The sequence below is a fragment of the Kitasatospora sp. NPDC034035 genome (assembly GCF_055575755.1).
Map to the genome: position 1 here is coordinate 19,008 of NZ_JBVISA010000053.1, position 19,251 is coordinate 38,258.

Annotated in this window: 15 protein-coding genes and 2 pseudogenes; 8 read left to right on the forward strand and 9 right to left on the reverse strand. The window is 72.7% G+C overall.

The window, feature by feature from the left end; genetic code table 11:
* The first annotated feature begins 110 nt into the window (after window positions 1-110).
* A complete protein-coding gene (locus ACZ52J_RS40180; protein ID WP_465626094.1) occupies window positions 111-3,371 on the forward strand; it encodes a type 2 lanthipeptide synthetase LanM family protein in 3,261 nt (1,086 codons plus the stop codon).
* A 522-nt stretch (window positions 3,372-3,893) separates the two neighbouring features.
* Entirely contained in the window at window positions 3,894-5,915 is a 2,022-nt protein-coding gene (locus ACZ52J_RS40185; RefSeq protein ID WP_465626096.1) for an ATP-binding cassette domain-containing protein, read from the forward strand.
* Between the two features lie 127 nt (window positions 5,916-6,042).
* Here ACZ52J_RS40185 and ACZ52J_RS40190 read toward each other — a convergent pair whose 3' ends face one another.
* Window positions 6,043-7,062, reverse strand: a complete 1,020-nt coding sequence (locus tag ACZ52J_RS40190) for a JmjC domain-containing protein (RefSeq protein WP_465626099.1) — start codon at window positions 7,060-7,062, stop codon at window positions 6,043-6,045.
* Window positions 7,063-7,152: 90 nt separating this feature from the next.
* Entirely contained in the window at window positions 7,153-8,181 is a 1,029-nt protein-coding gene (locus ACZ52J_RS40195; protein WP_465626101.1) for a cytochrome P450, read from the reverse strand.
* 473 nt (window positions 8,182-8,654) lie between these two features.
* Here ACZ52J_RS40195 and ACZ52J_RS40200 point away from each other — a divergent pair, with 473 nt between their 5' ends.
* A complete protein-coding gene (locus tag ACZ52J_RS40200) occupies window positions 8,655-9,101 on the forward strand; it encodes a DUF5990 family protein (protein WP_465626103.1) in 447 nt (148 codons plus the stop codon).
* 142 nt (window positions 9,102-9,243) lie between these two features.
* On the opposite strand, the gene ACZ52J_RS40205 is transcribed toward ACZ52J_RS40200, so the two are convergent.
* Together ACZ52J_RS40205 and ACZ52J_RS40210 are read right to left on the reverse strand one after the other, a co-directional pair.
* Window positions 9,244-11,505, reverse strand: a complete 2,262-nt coding sequence (locus ACZ52J_RS40205; protein ID WP_465626105.1) for a M9 family metallopeptidase — start codon at window positions 11,503-11,505, stop codon at window positions 9,244-9,246.
* Between the two features lie 222 nt (window positions 11,506-11,727).
* Window positions 11,728-11,889 (reverse strand): annotated as a pseudogene (locus ACZ52J_RS40210) (tRNA (adenosine(37)-N6)-threonylcarbamoyltransferase complex transferase subunit TsaD); the annotation flags it as partial.
* Window positions 11,890-12,052: 163 nt separating this feature from the next.
* On the opposite strand from ACZ52J_RS40210, the gene ACZ52J_RS40215 reads away from it, so the two are divergent.
* Window positions 12,053-12,655 (forward strand): superoxide dismutase, encoded by a 603-nt coding sequence (locus tag ACZ52J_RS40215; protein WP_465626107.1) that lies wholly within the window; start codon window positions 12,053-12,055, stop codon window positions 12,653-12,655.
* 195 nt (window positions 12,656-12,850) lie between these two features.
* Here the strand turns inward: ACZ52J_RS40215 and ACZ52J_RS40220 are convergent, their stop codons facing one another.
* On the reverse strand, window positions 12,851-13,447 hold the full coding sequence (locus ACZ52J_RS40220; RefSeq protein ID WP_465626109.1) for a TetR/AcrR family transcriptional regulator: 597 nt from the start codon (window positions 13,445-13,447) through the stop codon (window positions 12,851-12,853).
* 122 nt (window positions 13,448-13,569) lie between these two features.
* Between ACZ52J_RS40220 and ACZ52J_RS40225 the strand changes: the two genes are divergently transcribed.
* Window positions 13,570-13,827: a hypothetical protein gene (locus tag ACZ52J_RS40225; RefSeq protein ID WP_465626111.1), complete on the forward strand. Its 258-nt coding sequence runs from the start codon at window positions 13,570-13,572 to the stop codon at window positions 13,825-13,827.
* A gap of 5 nt (window positions 13,828-13,832) precedes the next feature.
* Here the strand turns inward: ACZ52J_RS40225 and ACZ52J_RS40230 are convergent, their stop codons facing one another.
* The 4 genes from ACZ52J_RS40230 to ACZ52J_RS40245 form a co-directional block, all read right to left on the reverse strand.
* Window positions 13,833-14,693 carry a 5-oxoprolinase subunit C family protein gene (locus tag ACZ52J_RS40230; protein WP_465626113.1) on the reverse strand — a complete coding sequence of 287 codons (861 nt, stop codon included), beginning with the start codon at window positions 14,691-14,693 and terminating at the stop codon, window positions 13,833-13,835.
* Between the two features lie 94 nt (window positions 14,694-14,787).
* The gene (locus ACZ52J_RS40235; RefSeq protein WP_465626121.1) at window positions 14,788-15,411 is read right to left on the reverse strand and encodes a 5-oxoprolinase subunit B family protein; all 624 of its coding nucleotides are present in this window, start codon (window positions 15,409-15,411) and stop codon (window positions 14,788-14,790) included.
* A 71-nt stretch (window positions 15,412-15,482) separates the two neighbouring features.
* Window positions 15,483-16,277: a LamB/YcsF family protein gene (locus ACZ52J_RS40240; protein ID WP_360491858.1), complete on the reverse strand. Its 795-nt coding sequence runs from the start codon at window positions 16,275-16,277 to the stop codon at window positions 15,483-15,485.
* On the reverse strand, window positions 16,274-16,978 hold the full coding sequence (locus ACZ52J_RS40245) for a GntR family transcriptional regulator (protein ID WP_465626115.1): 705 nt from the start codon (window positions 16,976-16,978) through the stop codon (window positions 16,274-16,276). The genes ACZ52J_RS40240 and ACZ52J_RS40245 overlap by 4 nt, the downstream gene beginning before the upstream one ends.
* A 159-nt stretch (window positions 16,979-17,137) precedes the next feature.
* On the opposite strand from ACZ52J_RS40245, the gene ACZ52J_RS40250 reads away from it, so the two are divergent.
* The 3 genes and pseudogenes from ACZ52J_RS40250 to ACZ52J_RS40260 all read left to right on the forward strand — a co-directional run.
* Window positions 17,138-17,857 carry a DUF969 domain-containing protein gene (locus ACZ52J_RS40250; RefSeq protein ID WP_465626117.1) on the forward strand — a complete coding sequence of 240 codons (720 nt, stop codon included), beginning with the start codon at window positions 17,138-17,140 and terminating at the stop codon, window positions 17,855-17,857.
* The gene (locus tag ACZ52J_RS40255) at window positions 17,854-18,822 is read left to right on the forward strand and encodes a DUF979 domain-containing protein (protein ID WP_465626119.1); all 969 of its coding nucleotides are present in this window, start codon (window positions 17,854-17,856) and stop codon (window positions 18,820-18,822) included. The genes ACZ52J_RS40250 and ACZ52J_RS40255 overlap by 4 nt, the downstream gene beginning before the upstream one ends.
* 35 nt (window positions 18,823-18,857) lie before the next feature.
* Window positions 18,858-19,157, forward strand: a pseudogene (locus ACZ52J_RS40260) (pyroglutamyl-peptidase I); the annotation flags it as partial.
* Window positions 19,158-19,251: the final 94 nt, after the last annotated feature.

Here is a 19,251-nt window from a genome sequence, read left to right on the forward strand (position 1 = left end):
CGGCGAGGAGTGCCGCCCGCCCGCCGTCGCGAGACGTCAAGAGACGTTGAGGGACGTTGAGGGACGTTGAGAGAACAGAGCCGAGCAGACGAGAGAGGCAGCACCGCCCCGTGGTCGACGCGTCCGAATTCCTGCGGGCTGCCGCCCGAGCCGTCCCGCTGCACGCCCGTGGCCAGGCGTCGGATCACCCAGGGTCTGCTGAGTGCGTCGAACGCGGCGAACGGGCCGAGCGCGGCGAACGGGCCGAACGCGCCGGCCGGAAACTGGAGCGCTGGCGGGCCCAGGCGCCCTTCGACCGGGACGGCTGGTTCGAGCGGCGCCTCGCCGCCGACGGCCTCGACCCGGAGGCCCTGCGCGCCCTCCTCGCCGAGCACCCGGACGCGCTCGCCGACCGCCTCGGGCTCGGGGCGCACCCGTGGGCCGAGCGCCTCACCGACGCGTTCCGCCGTGAAGCCGTCCTGGCGGCGCCCGACATCCCCGAGGAGCACGCCTTCGCCCGGCTCGCCGCTCCGCTGCTCGCCGACGCCCGCGACCGCCTGCGCGCCGGGATCGAGGCCCTGGACGCCCCCGCGCTCGGCACCCCCGAGGACCTGACCGCGCTCGCGCTCCCCGCGCTCACCGCCGCCGCTCACGGAGCGGCCATCAGGACCGTCATCACCGAACTCCATGTCGCCCGCCTCACCGGCGATTTGACCGGCGACACCCCCGAACTGCGCTACCTGGACTTCCTCGACCGGCTGACCCGCCCCGAGCGGGCGCTGCGACTCCTCGCCGAGTACCCGGTCCTGGCGTTCCGCCTCGCCACCACTGCCCGGCAGTGGACGGAAACCACCCTCACCCTGTTCCGCCGCCTCGCCGCCGACCTGCCCGCCCTCTCCGCCGGGTTCGCGGACGGCCGCCCGCTCGGCCGGCTCACCGAACTCGCCACCGGTCTCGGCGACCCGCACCGGGACGGCGCCACGGTCAGCTCGCTGCGCTTCGAACACGGCGTCCGGATCGTCTACAAGCCGCGCCCGCTCGGCGCCGAGACCCACTTCCAGCAACTCCTGCACTGGCTCAACCCCCGGCTCCGACTGCCCCTGCACGACCTCGCCCACCTGGCCGGCGACGGCTACGGCTGGGTCGCCCACATCACCGCCGAACCCGCCTCCAACGAAGCCGAGTTGAGCGCCTTCTACCACCGCGCGGGCACCCTCGCGGCGCTGATGTACGTCCTCGACGCGGTCGACTGCCACGCCCAGAACCTGATCGCCGTCCGCGACCAGCCCGTCCTCATCGACCTCGAGGCACTCCTCCACCCCGACCTGCACGAGCCCGCCAAGGACCTGTCCGAGTCCGAGCGCCTCGCCCGCCACCACGCCCGCCACTCGGTGCTCCGCTCCGGCCTGCTCCCCGAACGGATGTGGGACGAGGGCAACGGCGGCACCGACCTCTCCGCCCTCGGCTGGGACCCGGCCAGCCTCCCGCCCCGGCCCGCCCCCGTCCTGGTCGGCCAGGGCACGGACGAACTCCGGCTGGAATACCGGCGGTTGCCCGTCGAGGCACCCGGCAGCAGGCCCGTACCGGCCGGGCAGCCACTGCGGCCGGCCGATCACCTCGGCGAGTTGGAAGCCGGCTTCACCGAGGCCTACCGGCTGCTCGCCGCCGACAGGGAGCAACTCTGTGTACTGCTGCGCGCGTTCGCGGCCGACGAGACGCGGATGCTGCGTCGCGACACCTTCGAGTACCGCAGCCTCCTCAACACCGCCTGCCACCCTGACCTGCTCCGCGACGCCCTCGACCAGGACCGCCACCTCGACCGGCTCTGGGCGCTCGCCGCCTGGGAGGAGCACGCGCTCGCCTTCGTCGAACACGAACGCGCCGACCTGTGGCGCGGCGACGTGCCCGTCTTCACCATCCGCCCGGACAGTGTCGACGCCCGTTCCGCCACCGGTGCCGTCATCCCCGGCGTCACCGACCGGCCCGCCCTCGACCTCGCGCTCGCCAAGGCGGACGGCCTGGGTGAGGACGACCTCGCCCGTCAACTCCAGCTCCTGCGGCTGTCGGTGACGACGGCCGACGGGGCGCGCGAGCCGCGTCGGGCGGCTTCGGCGGTGACAGCGGCCGGGGCGGCCACGGCCGTGACCGGCGACGCATCAGCCGACGCACCGGTCGACGCGTCGGCCGACGCGGGGGAGGGCCTCGCCGACCGCGCGCTCGCCAAGGCCGTCGAGGCGGGCGAGCAACTGCTCCGCGAGGCCTACCGGGGCAGCGCCGACCTCGCTTTCGTAGGCCCCAACTGGACCCCGCCCGGCCGCTGGGCCCCCGCCGAACTCGGCCCTGACCTGTACAGCGGCACCGCCGGCATCACGCTCTTCCTGCACCAGCTCGCCGTCGTCACCGGCGACCGCTCGCACGAGGACTACGCCCGGGCAGCCGAACTGACACTCCGTCGCCAGATCCGTCGGCGCGCCGACCGGCTCGGCGGCGGACTGTCCGGGACCGGCGGAGTGCTCTACGCCCTCGCCCAGCTCGCCGCCCACCACCCCGACGCCGAACTCGACGCCCTGGCCGGGCTGGTGATCGACCGCGTCGCCGCCACCGCACCCGAGGACTCCCTCCACGACCTCCTCTCCGGCAACGCGGGCACCATCGGCGGACTGCTCGCCTGGGAGACCGTCCGGCCGGGCAGAGCCGTCACCGCCGCCCTGGCCGCGTGCACCGAACGCCTCGCCCGGGCCGCCGCCCCGCATCCCGAAGGCGGCGTCGGCTGGCTCCCCGCCTCCCTCGCCGAGGCCGCGAGCCGCCCGCCGGCCGGCTTCGCCCACGGCGGCTCCGGCATCGCCTGGGCCCTCGCCCGCGCCGGCCACCGCCTCGGCGACCCGAAGCTGCCCGAACTCGCCCTCGCCGCCCTCGACTACGAACGCACCCTGTTCGATCCGTCCGCCGCCAACTGGCGCGACGTCCGCGAGGACGGCTGCCCCGACGCCCCGTCCTTCCCCACCCTCTGGTGCCACGGCGCCTCCGGCATCGCCCTCGCCCGGGTCGAACTCGCCGAACTCCTGCCAGCGGGAGGGGAGTTGCTTCGAAAGGAGCGGGACACCGCGCTCGATACGGTGCGCCGCGAGGGCTTCGGCCTCAACTTCTCCCTCTGCCACGGCGACCTCGGCAACATCGAACCCCTCCACCTCGCAGGCGCCCCCTGGCACGCCCAGGCCCGTGCCACCCTCGACGCCCTCGACACCAGGGGCTGGATCTGCGGCCTCCCCCACGGCGTCCACAGCCCCTCCCTCATGGTCGGCCTCGCCGGCATCGGCCACGGCCTCCTCCGCCTCGCCGCCCCGACCCGCGTCCCGTCCCTGCTCGCCCTCCATCCGCCGGTAGCCCCCTGACGCTCACGGCTTCCCGCCCCCGGGCCGGTTGAACACCGGCCCGAGCCCCGGGGGGAGATGCTCGACCACCAGGGCGACGGCCCTCCTCGGGGCCGGTCGGGCCGCCGAGCACGTCGAGGCCGAACCGGCGGCGGACGCGGTGGATCCCGTTCCCCGTCGGGTCGGTGAACGGGATCCCCTTCTGAGCCGACAGGGGCGGGACGTCCCGCTGATTGTCGGATCGCATGCTGAACAGCCTGCCTCGGCGTCCTGTGGAACCGAACATCGCGAACCTTCCGAGTGATCGATTGCCACCAACTCGCCGTCGTCGACACGGAATCGCCCGGATCGAGTGAGACCGGCCGGGACACGCCGGACACCCCCGCGGGCCGCTGCCAGGATCGGGGTCCGCACCGGCAGCCGCCCCTCGCAGAGTGCCCACCGGCACCGCTGCCGACCCTCCACGCCCACCAGGCGATGAGGGCTGCCCGCGTGCGGAACCGCCGCGGCCGCAGGCCGCCGTACCAGGGAACAGAGAGCGCTGTGTCCGACCAGGTCGTGAAACCCGAGCAGCCCGCAACCACCCCCGACGACGACCACCACGAAGACCGCCACGACGACCAGTACGAGGAGCATCACGACGAGCACCCCGACAAGGCGCACGACAGGGAGCACGACGAGGAGCTGCGGCTCCGCTTCCCCGGCGACCGCCGCGCCCAGGCCGGCGCGTCGATGTCGGCGGGCGCCATGCTGCGCCGCCTGCCGCACCTGGTGCGCCGGGCGATGACGCTGGCCTGGGCGGCGGACCGGACGTCCACCGTCCTGCTGCTGGTCTGCCAGGCGCTGGCGGGCGTGTTCGGGGCGCTGGCGCTGTACGCCACCACCGGCACGCTGGGCGCGCTGCTGGTCCCCGGTCCGGTGACCGACCACCTGCGCGCCGCCGCGCCGTCGCTGGTCCTGCTGACCGTCTCGGCGGCCCTGCGCGCCGTGCTGGGCATCGCCGTGGTGGGCCTGTCCGGCCGGGTGTCGCCGCGGATCACCCGGGAGGCGGAGCTGGCGCTGATCGCGGCCGGGTGCGCCGCCGAGCTGGAGGCGTACGACGAGCCCGCGTACAACGAGCAGTGGGAGGCCGCCGACCGGGGCGCCTCGACCACGCCCGACCTGCTCTCCAACGCCCAGGACGTGATCGCCTCCACCGTCTCGTTGGCCGCCGCCGCGGGCGTCCTGGCGACGCTGCACCCCTGGCTGGTGCCGCTGCTGCTGCTCGGCTCGGTGCCGACCGGGGTGGCGGCCGTCCGCACTGCCCGGATCCACTACCTGGCGGCGGTGATCACCAACGAGGACCGCGGGGCGCTGCGCGTCTACCGGTGGTTCCTGATCGACAAGACCCGCGCCGACCAGGTCCGTTCGGACCAGGTCACCCCGTTCCTGATGGCCAAGTACCGCCGCGCCGAGGCGAAGATCGTCGCGGCCACCGACCGGGCGACCCGGGAGGCGGCCAAGGTGTCGCTGCTGGCCGCGCTCGGCACCGGGGCCGGCAGCGCGCTGATCTGGGGCACCCTGCTCTACCTGGTGGCGAGCGGCCGGATCGACCTGGCCGCCGCCGGCACCGCCACCTTCGCGCTGCGGACGGCCTCCTCCGGGCTGCAGGGCCTGGTCGGCAACGGCGCCCGGCTGTACCGGATGGGCCTCTACCTGGACGACTACTTCACCTTCCTGGACGAGGCCGGCGGCCACCGCATCCGGCGCGGCCACCTCGTCCCCGGAGCCCCGCAGCTGGTCGAGGTGAGCGACCTGAGGCACGCCTACCCGGGCGAGCAGCAGGAGCCCGCGCTGGACGGCGTCAGCATGACACTGCGGGCGGGCGAAGTGGTGGCCGTCATCGGGCAGAACGGCAGCGGCAAGTCGACCCTGCTGAAGCTGCTCTCCGGCCTCTACCTGCCGCAGTCGGGCCGGATCACCTGGGACGGCGTGCCGGTGGAGGAGCTGGACGCCGACGGCATGTGGTCCCGGGTGGCCCGGGTGCCGCAGGAGTTCGCCCGCTGGCCGCTGGGCGCCGCCGAGAACGTCCACCTGGGCCACCTCACCGACCGGGTGATGGCCGACGTCGAACGGGCGGCGGCGCGGACCGGCTTCGACGAGATCGTCGGCCGGCTGCGCTCCGGCTGGCGCACGTTGCTCGCCCAAGGCTGGTGGGGTGGAGCCGAGTTGTCCGGCGGCGGCTGGCAGCGCGCGGCGGTGGCGCGGGCGCTCTACCGTACGGTGCGCAGCCCGGGCCTGCTGATCCTGGACGAGCCGACCTCCGACCTCGACCCGCGCGCCGAGCATCGCATCCTGCACTCCCTGCGCGCCCTTGCCCCGGGGCGGATCACCCTCCTGGTCACCCACAACATCGCCAACGCGGCGGTCGCGGACCGGGTGATCGTGATGGACAAGGGCCGGATCGTCCAGGCCGGCACCTGGGCCGAACTCGCCGCCCGCGACGACGGCCTGTTCCGCGAACTGCTCGACCTCCAGCGGGACCGGACCGTGCCGGCCCAGCGCGCGGCGGGGGAGGAGAGCTGACGCGCGACTGAACCGTCGGCCCCGGTCGAACCGGAGGACTGGTGGACTGGTGGACCGGGAGGCCGGGGGCGGCGGACCAGGGGACCGGGGGCGCTGTGCCCCCGGTCCGGTGGCCCGGCGCCGTGCGTCAGGTCGTGGTGCGGGCCGCGTCGCGCAGCCTGCGCCAGGTACGGCCGACCGGGCCAAGCCCGGCGTGCCCGGCGTCGGGTCCTCCGGTCTCCCAGGCGCGGGCCGCCTCGGTGAAGGTCTCCGCCCGGGGCGGTCCGACCGGTTGCCGCGCCTCCCCGGCCCGGGTGGCCGCCCGGGCGGCCAGCAGCAGGTCCTCCGGTCCGATCGTGTCGGCCTCGGCCCGGACGTGGCCGAGGAGCGTGGCGCAGGCGTCGGCGATCGCGGCCTGGCCCAGTGGGCGGGCCGGGAGGTCCAGCCCTTCGGTCAGCCGCCGGGCGAGGGCCGTCCGCAGGTCCGACAGGGAGAGGTCGCGGATCGTCAGCGACAGGTGGGCGGACAGTCCGGCGGCGCCGACCGCGCGGTGGGCGAAGCCGCGCGGGACGTAGAGGACGTCGCCGGTTTCGAGGACGCGGTGCAGGAGGCGCGGCGAGTGTTCGTCGTCGGGGAGTTCGCCCAGCGACCAGTCCGCCACGGTCGGAGCGTCGTGGACGTACCAGGTCTTGCGTCCGGCCGCCTGGAGGACGAACACGTCCGCGTCGTCGCGGTGCACCGCGAGCCCCTGACCGCCGGCCGGGGTGAGGAAGAAGAACGCTTCCACGCGCCGGTCGAGCTCCTCGGACAGCCGGGCCACCAGCTCGCCCGTCGGGCGGTGCCACTGGTCGACGCAACGCAGCAGCAGCGTTGCCCCAGCGTGCAGGCGCGCGAGGACCTTCGCGCGGTCGGCGTAGCCGTCGTACGTCACGCCGTTGACCACGCGTGACGTGGTGTAGGCCTCGGGCGGGACGGTGACCTTGTCGGAGCGGACCATCTCCAGGTACGGGGTGCGCAGCAGCCCTCCGTCGAAGGCGGCGTCCAGCGCGTCGAGGTCGAAGGGCGAGGCGAGGGCCCCCGGGGTGAAGACCGCGGGCTCGCGCTGCCACCGGCGGCCGGCGAAGCTTTCGACGTCGCCGACCCAGTCGGCCAGCGTGGGCGATTCCATGATGTGTCCTGTGGTGTCAGGGTGTTCGGTGCTCGGGGCTGACGGTCTCCGCCCGGAGCCGCCGGATCATGCCGCCGGTCGTGTGCCGGGTCATGCCCCCGCTGTCCCCGCTGCCGCCTCGAAGCGGACGGAGAGCAGGGAGCGCAGGGGGACGGGGGCGTCCTGCCGCGGTCCGCGGATGACGAGTCCGTTGTCGAAGGCGACGGTCAGCAGGCGCTCGGCCAGGGGGACGACCAGGTGCTTGGCCCAGCAGCGGGCGCCGTCGAACCCGAACGGCATGAAACCGGGTGTCTTCTCCGGGTCCGCCACCCCGGTCCACCGTTCGGGGCGGAACTCCAGCGGGTCGGACCAGTAGTCCGGGTGGCGGTGCATCAGGAGCGGGAAGAGCGCGACGTTGTCCTCGGGGCGGATCTCGGGGTGCAGCCGGGTGTACGCGTCCCCGCCGTTGCGCCACAGCATCCACGCGGGCGGGAGCAGTCGCAGCGTCTCCCACAGGACCGCAGTGAGGCCGGGGGTCTCCGCCGCGTGGTCGCGTTCCGGCTCCTGCCGCAGCAGCCACAGGGCGTTGCCGGCCAGTGCGGCCACGCCGTCGCAGAGGGTGGCCGTCGCCCGCCGGTACATGGCGATGGCCTGCTTCCGCTCCAGCGGGTCGGAAGCCGCGCGGATCAGTTGGGCCAGTGCGGTCGACCCGCCCTCGGCCTCGGATCCCGGCCAGATGGTGACGGCGCGGTCGACGAGCCGGGAGAGCGTGTCGGAGCGGGTGACGCCGCGTTTCGACAGCAGGGAGACCGGCAGGGGGTCGGACGAGAAGAGCCAGCCGCGCAGGTAGGAGGTGGGCGCGTAGGGCCAAGCGCCGGACAGCCCGCGCGCCGGGGGCGGCGGCGTCCGGATGCCCGCCATGACGTCCTGCCCCAGTGCGCGGATCGTGCGGGTGGCGCTGTCGTGGGGGATGTCGGCGCCCGCGGCGGGTTTGTAGACCGAGCGCTCCGCGGACAGCACGGGGCGCGCCGCGACGGTTTCGGCCATCAGGTGGCAGTCGGAGACACCGACCGTGGTGGCGTCGATCCGGAATACCCTTTCTTCCCGGGCCAGCAGGTCCCGGATCCGAGGGGCAAACACGAGGGAATGGTCGCGGACCGGTGTCGCCGCAATTTCTTCCACGAGAATCCCGCCTTTATCGGAATGGCGATGGAATGCGTTCGATGCGCGTCGTCGGCGGGGGCGGCGGCTCAACCGAGCCGCCGCCCCCGCCGACGGTGGTGCATCAGATGACGTGCAGGATCCACGCGTGGGCAGCGAGGTCCTCGTTCTTCTTGAACTTCTTGGCGATCGCCTTGATCATCTTCATGGCTGTCTCCATTCTGTGATTGCGGGCGTGGCAAAACAGCCACGCCCTGGCCGTGAGTCCATTCGAATTCCCGTGTGGAATCGGAACGGCTTCATCTGTCTCTGGACCCTAACCGAAGGTGCGGGTTTTTGACACCCCTTCGGTTGATGATGATCGGACCTCTGTGCAACGTTAACGGCCCATTCTTTGGGGAAATTGTTATAACCCTGCTTCGGAAGGGCCACGGGTGGGGGACGATAGCGGCATGGAGCTGAGGATCGAGGCCACCGACCTGCCCGGCCGCGATTGCGGGGCCGGCCCGGACTTCCCGGGGTACCGGGACATCCACGTCGCCGTCCAACGCCGGGGCAGGCCCGCCGAGTTGCTGGACCCGCAGCCCGGGGACGCGGCGCGGGCGAGGTGGTTGCTGGAGTGCGCGGCGAAGCCGCTGCCGGACGGCCGGGTGGACATCACCGGCCGGTACGTCCAGGGCGGCCCGGGCGGGCGGTTCGTCTACCTGAACTGGGTGGCCGGGGACGACCGGGAGCTGTTCCGCCGGGCGAAGCTGCTGCTGGAGGCGATCGACCGGGAAACCGCCGAGGAGGCCGCCCGGACCGGCCTGCTGGTCGCCCGCCTCGGACTGACGGACGCGAAGGGCCACCCGCTGTGCGCCGCCGTCCGCCCGCCGACGGTCACCTGGTCGGCGGCGTAGGCGAGGCGGCGTGGGCGGGGTAAGCGGAAACGGGGGCCCGAGCGGAAACGGGGGAGGGCCCCGCGTCGCCGCGGGGCCCTCCGGTACGTACGGACGTGCTCGGTGCTCGGTGCTCGGTGCTCGTTCTCAGCTGCCCAGGTGGTCAGTTGTAGGTCGTGGTGACGGTGACGCCGCCGAAGCCCTGCTGACCGTAGAGGCTGAAGTACACCCAGCCGGCCGGCGGGTTGGTGATGGTGAGGGTCTCGCCGTTGCCGCTGTTGGTGGACTTGGCCTGGTAGGAGCCGGTGGTGGCCCAGGCGCCGCCGTTGTAGTAGAGGTCGGCGTTGCCGGTGCCGCCGCTGGTGGTGATGGTCAGCTGCTTCACGCCGGCGGGCAGGTTCAGGAAGCTGTAGCTGTAGTTCCCGGTGGTGGCGGCCACGCCGTCGCGGCGGCAGTTCTTGTCGAACTGCCGGGCGTCGGCGGCGGTGCACAGCGGAGCCTGGTTGGTGGGCAGGGAGCCGCAGTTGTCGGCGGCGCAGGCCTTGAGCCAGGCGGCGAAGTCGGCGTCGTACGAGGTGCCGATGGTGCTCTTGAGCAGGGTGCGGGCACTGTTCCAGTCACCCACGCGGTACTTGGCGAGCAGCGCGGTCACGTCCTGCGGGTGCGACTGGAGCATGTAACGGACGGCCAGGTAGCCCCAGTTGTAGATCCGGGTGGAGTCCGCGTTGTCGTAGGTGCTGTCGAACAGGGTGCTCAGCGCGTAGGTGCCCTTGCCGGCCTGGGTGACCGCGTCGTCGTAGTGGACGCCCCGGTAGCTGTAGGAGATGTACTCGGCCAGGCCCTCGACCCACCAGACGGTCGGGGTGGTCATGCCGGCGTCGAAGTTGCCGTAGAAGTCGTAGCGGCCGTCGAGGTAGTGGGTGTACTCGTGGTTGAGGTTCCAGATCTGGAACTGGGGCCGCAGCCAGGAGGCCTCGTGGGCGATGAAGCGGGCCTGGTTGCCGGCCTTGGCCGGGTCGCCCTCCTCGTACATGCCGCCGTTGTCCACGGCGATGTGGTACATCAGCCAGGCGTAGAGGCTGTAGTTGTAGTAGTCGTCGAAGACGACGACCTCGAGGCTGTTGTTGTTGTCGTTCGCGACCGGGCCGTTGTCCTTGACCACGGAGTGGAAGTAGGCGTCCTGGTTGATCAGGCTGGTGCAGGTGTCGGTGAGCTGCTGCGCGGTCATGTCCTGGGCGCGGATGCGCAGGTTGGCGTTGCAGGTGTGGTCGATGGTGAGCACGAGCGGGACGAGCCGGGTGGGCAGGTCGCAGGTGCCGTAGTAGGCGCAGTTGCCCGCGTCCTTGTTCTCCTCGAACCAGACCAGGTTCATGGTGAGCGGACCGGTGGCGCCGACCAGCGGGTAGCGGTTGATCAGGTCCTTGACGATCGGCCGGCCCTGGGCCTTGGTGGCGTCATGGGCGAGCAGGTTGCCGATCTGGATGCCGACGCTCGTCACCGTGTCGCCGCCGGTGAGCTGCGAGCTGTTGCGGGTGACGAAGGACGACATGCTGGTGGCGAAGGAGGGGTCGGCCTGGAGCGCGGCGACGAAGTCCGTCCGGTCGAAGCCACGGGAGATGAGGGTCTCGGTGTTGGCGACGGCGGTGGCCATCGAGCCGGTCCAGGCGCTGGAGTAGCTGTCGAGCAGGCGCTTGATGACGCCGGTGTAGCGGGCGTTCTCCTGGGCACTGTCGATCAGGGTGACGGCCTCGGCGAGGGTCTGGCCGTTGGCCTCGGTGACGTCCTTGCTGTGCGGGGCCGCGAAGAAGGCGTCCAGCGCGCCGCGGATCGCGGTCTGCAGGCTGGTGCCGTAGGTGCCGACTACGTCGGCGTGGTTCCACTGCACGTAGTAGCCGGCGCGCAGGAAGAGCACCAGCTGGCCGGCCGCGGTGGAGTCGTCCCCGGGGTAGGCGGCGGAGACGTCGCGCAGGGCGTTGGCGACGGTGGCCATCTGGGCCTCGTTGAAGGCGCCCTTCGCGTCGTTGCCGGTGAGCGTGAACAGCGAGTTGACGCAGTCGAGCCCGGCCGACTTGACCTGCTGGACCAGCGCGGCACCGGAGTTGCCGGTGAAGGCGGAGACGTCACAGGCGTTGACGGCGGCGGAGAACTGCTTCGCCGCCTTCGCGGTGCCGACGGTGCTGCCCCCCGTCGGAGCGTTCGGCTTGGCCTGTGCGTCGGAGGCCAGCGGGCGGGCGTCCTTGGGGGTGTCGGGCGACTTGGGCACGGGGATCGCACGGGGCGCGGCCGCCTTGCCCGTGGGGGCGGGGGCCGACGGCTTGTCGGCGGCGTGGGCCTGCGGCGCGAAGAGTCCGAGGGCGAGGAAGAAGGCGGCGCCGAGCGCAGGGAGTCTGCGCGCGTTCGCCTTCGCTATCCGGAAGGGACGCATGGGGTGGGGGCCTCCGGGCCAGTGAGGGTTGTGCGGTGTGGGGGCGCACGGTCCTGATGTGTGACATGTAAAATGGCACATGGTTCAACGCGGAGGGAAGTCCCGGGGGCGGAATTTCGACCGGCTTGACCGAACCGTTGCCCGACCGGACACGCTGTCAACTGGACGCGCAGTCAACCGGACATGCTGTCAGGCGACGGAACCCGCACTCGGCGTGAGAACCGCGACCCCGCCGGCCGCCACCAGCGTGCCGATCCCGTGATCGATGCAGGCCCTGGTCGCCTTCCGGGGCAGCACGTCCGCGATCGCCTCCTGCAACGCGGCCGCCGCGTCCGGCGCGTGCGGCTCCCGCTGCGCCTCCATCCGGCGGGCGGCGGCCGACCGTCACGGTCACTCACCCTCGTCGCCCGTCACGTCCGTTGGCGACCGTTCTGCCTGAGGCGGCGTGAGGAATAAGCAGGAGCCCATGCTGTGTTCTTGCAACTCATACGCAATAGTGTTGTCCCGGCACGATCATCACCATCCGTCGAAAGGGCTGTGTCCCACCATGGGCGCCTACACGCTTCCCGACCTGCCGTACGACTACTCCGCGCTCGAGCGGGCCATGTCGGCCGAGATCCTGGAGCTGCACCACTCCAAGCACCACGCCGCCTACGTCAAGGGCGCGAACGACACCCTGGACCAGCTCGCCGAGGCCCGCGACAAGGAGCAGTTCGGCGGCCTCGTCGGCCTGCAGAAGACCTTCGCGTTCCACCTGTCCGGCCACGTCCTGCACTCGCTGTTCTGGCAGAACCTCTCCCCGGAGGGCGGCGACCGCCCCGAGGGCGAGCTGGCCGACGCCATCACCGAGCACTTCGGCAGCTTCGACGCCTTCAAGAAGCAGCTCACCACCGCCACCACCGGCGTCCAGGGTTCCGGCTGGGGCATCCTCTCCTGGGAGCCGCTCGGGCAGCGCCTGATCGTCGAGCAGGTCTACGACCACCACGGCAACGTGGGCCAGAACACCACCCCGCTGCTCGCCTTCGACGCCTGGGAGCACGCCTACTACCTGCAGTACCGCAACGTCCGCCCGGACTACGTCACCCGCCTGTGGGACGTCGTCAACTGGCAGGACGTCTCGGCCCGCTTCGCGGCCGTCCAGAGCGCCTGACGCCCGTCAAGCGAACGGCCCCGGACCGGTCGACCGGTCCGGGGCCGTTCGCCCTGCGTTCCCACCGTGCTTGCCCGTCACGGCCGTTGACACCCTTTGCACCGGGTGCACCGGGCACACCCTGCCACCCGCCGGGCCGCCCAGGCCGCCCGCCACCGCTGAACCCGGCCGCGTCGGCGGGCCGTTCGCGGCTGCTCAGTCGCTCGCGGGCCTCGTCAGGCGACGGACGAAGGTGACCACGGCCTCCCGGTCCGTCGCGTGGTCCGCCTGGCCGGAGAGCAGTAGGCGGACCATCTGCGGCAGCGTGAACCAGGAGTTCACCAGCCCGATCACCGCGAACATCAGCCGTGCCGGATCCACCTCACCGGCCACCTCGCCGCTGCGCTGGGCAGCGGCGACGGCCGCGATCTTCTCGCCGTAGTGCGCGGTGCGTTCCGGGCCGGCCGCCAACCCCTCGGCCTCCGTGCCGCGTTGCAGGCCCTCCCAGGCCAGCAGGCGGGAGAAGTGCGGGTTGGCCGAGTGGTAGTCGAAGACCCGCCCGGCGTAGTCGCCGAGGTCCAGGCGCGCCGTCGGCGCGAGCGGCACCGCCTTCGCCAGCTTGCCGAGTTCGGATGTCAGCACGGCGGAGAACAGCTGCTCCTTGTTGCCGAAGTACTGGTAGATCCGCTCCTTGTTCACCCCCGCCCGGGTCGCCACCCGGGCGATCCGGGCCCCGTCCGGGCCGAACTCGGCGAACTCCTCGACCGCGGCGTCGAGGAGGAGCTGCTGCGTGCGTGCGGTGTCCCAGGCCATGACCCCACGATATCCCAAATGTCCAACCCTTTGGTTGGACATCCGCGCCGGCCCGTGCCAAACTCCAACCGAAGGGTTGGAGATTTGGCCTCCAGCCGCTCACCAAGGGGAGGACCCGCGCCATGACCACCGACACCATCACCCCGGCCGCACCCGCGACGACCCCCGCCGCCCCGTCGGTCCACCGCCGCGCCCTGCTCACCTGGCTCGCCGTCTACCCGACCATCACCACCGCCTTCCTCCTCCTCAGCCCCTACCTCGGCAACCTGCCCCTGCCCCTGCGCACCCTGGTCATGACCGCCCTCGTCGTCCCCGTCGTCGTCTACGCCCTGATGCCGCTGCTCCTCAAGGCGGAGACCAGGCTCGCCCGCCGGAAGTAGCGGACTCAGCGCCGTCGCATCGGGGTGAAGCGGACCGGGGTGCCCGGGGTGGCCTGGGCGACGGCGGGGAGGGCGGTGGCGGGGACGACGCCGATGACGGGGTAGCCGCCGGTGGTGGGGTGGTCGGCGAGGAAGACCACCGGGCGGCCGTCGGGCGGGACCTGGACCGCGCCCAGGACCATGCCCTCGCTGGGGAGTTCGCCCACGCGGGCGCGCTCCAGGGGCGGCCCGTCCAGGCGCAGGCCGATCCGGTTGCTGGTGGGGGAGACGCGGTAGCCGGAGCCGGTGAGGACGGCGAGCGAGCGGGTGGTGAACCAGTCGTCGCGCGGGCCGAACAGCACCGGCAGGAGCAGTGGGTCCGGCGGCGCGGGCGTCGGCACCACGTCCGCCCCGGCGGGCGGGCCGACCGGATCGCCGAGCGGCAGCGCGTCCCCGGGGGCCACGGGAGCGGGGCCCAGCCCCGAGAGCAGATCGGTCGAGCGGCTGCCGAGGACCGGCGCGGCGGCGATCCCACCCGCGAAGGCGACGTAGCTGCGCACACCCCGCGTCGCGGGGCCCACCTCCAACAGCGCCCAGGCGGGCAGCCGCACCGGAGCGGCCCAGGCGGCGGGCCGCCCGTCGACCCGTACGGCGCACGGCGCGCCGGCCACGGCCACCGTCACGGCGCGGTCCACGCGCACCGCGCAGCCCAGCACGGTGGTCTCCAGGGTGGCCGCCGTCGCGGGGTTGCCGACCAGGTGGTTGGCGAGTCGGTGGGCGGGCTGGTCGAGCGCGCCGGAGCGCGGCACGCCCAGGTGCGCGTGCCCGGGCCGGCCGAGGTCCTGGACGGTCGTCAGCAGGCCGGAACTGGTGATGGTGACGGTCATGCTCCCTCGATCACGCTTCCTCGTTCGGGTTTCCTCGTTCGGGTTTCCTCGTTCGGGTTTCCTTGGTCGGGCTTCCTCGTCCGGGCTTTCGTGGTCAGGCTTCCTCGATCACGAACCGGACCCGGGTCCCAGGACTGAACAGGGCCGCGGGTTCCCGGGACGGGTCCCACAGCGCGGCGTCGGTGCGCCCGATCAGCTGCCACCCGCCCGGGGACGAGCGCGGGTAGGCGCCGGTGTACGGGCCGGCGAGGGCGATCGCCCCGGCCGGGACGGCGGGGCGGGGGACGGCCAGCCGGGGCACCCGGTAGCGCTCGGGCAGGCCGGTCAGATAGCCGAAGCCGGGGGCGAAGCCGCTGAAGGCGACGCGGAACTCGGTCGCCGAGTGGATGTGCGCGACCTCGTCCTCGGCGACACCCCACAATGCGGCGACCTCCGCGACGTCGGCACCGTCGTAGCGCACCGGGATGGTCACGGTCCGGTCGGCGCTCGCCCGCAGCGGTGGCACTCGCCAGCCGGCCAGTTCGGCGGCCAGGGCGTCGGGATCGGCCACGCCGTCGAGCAGCACGCTCCGTTCGGCGGGTACCACCTCGGTGACGGCCGGGAGTTCGGACGCCGCGCGTCGGCGCTGGAGTTCGGCGTGGAAGGCGGTCGTCTCGTCGGCGCCGTCCAACTCGACCAGGAGCGCGTCCAGACCGACCCGCAGGACGCGCATCTTCATCCCGTCGGTCCTGTTCGCCCCGGCCTGCGCGCCCTGCACGATCTGCGCGGTCTGCGCCGTCGGTTCGGCGCTCACGCGAACGCCTCGACGCGGACTCCGGCTGTCCACAGGGCCGTTCGCACCCGTCGGGCCAGATCCGCGGCCCCAGGGGTGTCGCCGTGCACGCACAGGGAACGGGCCCGCAGCCGGATCCGGTCGCCGGTGCGCGCGGTGACCTCGCCGTCCCGGGCGATGGCGACCGAGCGGTGGACGACCGCGTCCGGGTCCTCGACGACGGCGTCGGGTTCGCGGCGTGGGACGAGCGTGCCGTGCGGGGTGTACGCGCGGTCGGCGAACGCCTCGGCGACCACCGGCAGCCCGGCCCGCCCGGCCGCCTCGTGCAGCCGTGAACCGGGCAGCCCGAGTACGGGCAGGGCCCGCTCCTGCGCCCCCGTGGCCAGGCGGACGCCGCGGACCACCGCCTCCGCCTGCTCCTCGTCGTGCACCGCCCGGTTGTACAGCGCGCCGTGCGGTTTGACGTACGCCACGTGTGCTCCGGCTGCCCGCGCGAACACCTGCAACGCCCCTATCTGGTAGGCGACTTCGTTCGCCAGCTCGTCCGGCGGGACGTCCATCGCCCGCCGCCCGAACCCGGCGAGGTCCCGGTAGGAGACCTGCGCGCCGATCCGCACGCCCCGCTCCGCGGCCAGCTCGCACACCCGTCGCATGGTGGTCGGGTCCCCGGCGTGGAAGCCGCAGGCGACGTTGGCGCTGGTGACCACAGACAGCAGGGCGTCGTCGTCGGTGAGCGTCCAGCGGCCGAATCCCTCGCCGAGGTCGGCGTTGAGGTCGACGACCGGAACGGGAGCGCCCCCGGGCGGGGTCATCTCGCGCTGCCCGTCATCGGGCCGTCCGTCATCGCACGGACGATCACCGCGCGCGCGTCGTCCAGGTACCTGGTCAGCTCCACCACGGCGTCGTCGATCTCGCCCGTCTCCAGCAGTCCGGTGAGCGTCTGGTTGCGGCGCAGGAACGGTGCGTGGAGCCCGCGCGCCGAGGGGACGGCGGCGAAAGCCAGGCGCAGTTCGGCCATCAGGCGGGCCATGCACTCGTCGATCCGCCGGCTGCCGGCGATCCCTGCGACGGCCTGGTGGAAGTGCAGGTCGGCAGTGCCGACGGTGACCCAGTCGCCGACCGCCTCGGCGGCCTCCGCGCAGCTCAGGGCGGTGCGCACCGCGGCCAGGCGCTCGGGTGCGGCGCTGTGCAGGGCACGTACGCCGGCGGTCTCCAGGGCGAGGCGCAGCGTGTAGATGTCGGCGACGTCGTCCGGTTCGAGGATCCGGACGAACACGCCCCGGTTCAGCTCGTGCACGACCAGCCGCTGGTCGGCCAGCAGCCGGAACGCCTCGCGGAGTGTGTTGCGCGAGACGGTGAGCGCTTCTCCGAGCGCCTCCTCCGACAGCCGGGTGCCGGGGGCTAGCAGGCCTTCGGTGATGTGGTCGCGCAGCACCTCGGCCACGCGTTGGGCGGCGCTGGCGCGGTCGAGCCGGCCCCGGTCGGCCGCGAGCGCGTCGAAAACTCCGGTCACGTTCCACCTCCTGAACTCTTGTCGGATTGTTCCACAATCCCCTAGCCTCGCGGCAACCCCCGTACGGTCGCGGCCCACCCAGGCCGCGACCTCCTCCGCCCGTGGCGCCCCAGACGGTCACCCGTACGGCGGAGGCCCGTCTGAAAGGCGGCCAGGAACATGATCGTTCTTGTCGGCATCCTCGTCGTGGTGGCCGGGTTCGCCACCCGGCGAAATCCGCTCCTCGTCGTCGGCGCCGCCGGCGTCCTCACCGGACTTCTGGGCGGGATGAGCCCGCTGAGGGTCCTGGAGGCCTTCGGCACGGGCTTCGCCTCCAGCCGCTCGGTGACCCTCTTCGCGATCACCCTGCCGGTGATCGGCCTGCTGGAGCGCCACGGCCTGCAGGAACAGGCCCGCACCCTGATGAACAAACTCGCCAAGGCCAGCGCCGGACGCGTACTCGCGGTCTACCTGGTGGTCCGCCAGCTCACCGCCGCCTTCGGCCTCACCGGCCTCGGCGGACCGGCCCAGGCGGTGCGCCCGATGGTCGCGCCGATGGCCGAGGCCGCCGCCGAACGCCACCACGGCACCCTGACCGACAAGGCCCGCGAACGCGTGCGGTCCTTCGCCGCGAGCGCCGACAACGTCGGTCTGTTCTTCGGCGAGGACTGCTTCCTCGCCGTCGGCTCGATCCTCCTGATCACCGGCTTCGTCGACGCGACCTACCACACCGACCTGGAGCCGGTGCAGCTCGCCCTGTGGGCCATCCCCACCGCCGTCTGCGCCACCCTCATCCACGGCGCGCGCCTGCTGCGCCTGGACCGCGCCCTCGCCCGCGACCTGCCCGCGACAGCTGACCAGGCGACCACTGCCGACCGCATCGAGGAGACCAGCAAGTGATCAAGGTCGAGTGGCTGTACTGGCTGGCCGGAGCCGTCTTCCTCGCGATGGCCGCGCAGATGGCCGTGGACCGCGGCAATCCCAAGCGCTACGGCAGCGCCGCCTTCTGGGGCCTGCTCGGTGCGAGCTTCGTCTACGGCACGTGGGTCGCCGACAAGAGCGCGCCCGCCGCGCCGCTGGGCGTCGCCGTCCTGGTGATGATCTGTCTGGCCGGCTTCGGCTTCACCGGCCGCGGCACCTCGACTGCCGCCGCCCCCGAGCGCCGGGCCGCCTCCGCCGCGCGCCTCGGCACCCGGCTGTTCATCCCGGCGTTGGCGCTCCCGCTGGTCGCGCTGGCCTGCGGAACGCTCCTCAAGGGTGTGCACCTGGGCGGCGGCCTGCTGCTGCAGACCGGCAGCGAGACGCTCCTCGGGCTCGGCATCGGCTCACTCGTCGCTCTGGGCCTGGCGCTGCTGCTCACCCGCGAGCGCAACCCCGCAGTCGCCCTCCACTCCGGCCGCGGACTGCTGGAGTCCATGGGCTGGGCACTGCTGCTGCCCCAACTCCTCGCCGTACTGGGCTCGATCTTCCAGAGCGCCGGGGTCGGCGCCCAAGTCGGCAAGATCACCATCCACTTCCTGCCGGACGGCAGCAAGTACGCGGCGGTGGCGCTCTACTGCGTGGGCATGGCCCTGTTCACGATCATCATGGGCAACGCCTTCGCCGCCTTCCCGGTGATGACCGCCGCGATCGGCTGGCCGATCCTGATCACCCAACTGCACGGCAGCCCGGGCGTGGTCCTGGCCGTGGGCATGCTGGCCGGCTTCTGCGGCACGCTGGTCACGCCGATGGCGGCCAACTTCAACCTCGTCCCGGCGGCGCTGCTCGAGCTCAAGGACCAGTACGGGCCGATCAAGGCCCAACTCCCCACCGCCGGCGCGCTGCTGGTCTGCAACATCGCCATCATGTCGCTCTTCGCGTTCTGACCCGCGTTCTTCCCTTCCGCCAGAAAGGCCGTCCCATGACCAGGGTCCTGCTCACCGGCTTCGAACCGTTCGACGGCGCCGACGTCAACCCGTCCTGGGAGGTCGCCCGTCTCGTGGCCGACAACCCTCCCGAGGGACTCCTGGTCACCGCCACCCGGCTGAGCTGCGTCTTCGGCCAGGCCGCCGAGGAACTGCGCACCGCGATGGAGCGGTGCGTCCCGGACCTGGTCGTCTGCCTCGGCCAGGCAGCCGGCCGGCCGGATGTCACCGTCGAGCGCGTCGCCATCAACGTCGACGACGCACGCATCCCCGACAACGCGGGCCGGCGACCGGTCGGAAGATTTCAAGTCCAGTGAGACGGTCGTGACGCTATGAGGTTTGTGGTGCGGGTTCCCTGCGCTTGGCCGGGTCGTTGATCCACGCCGTCTT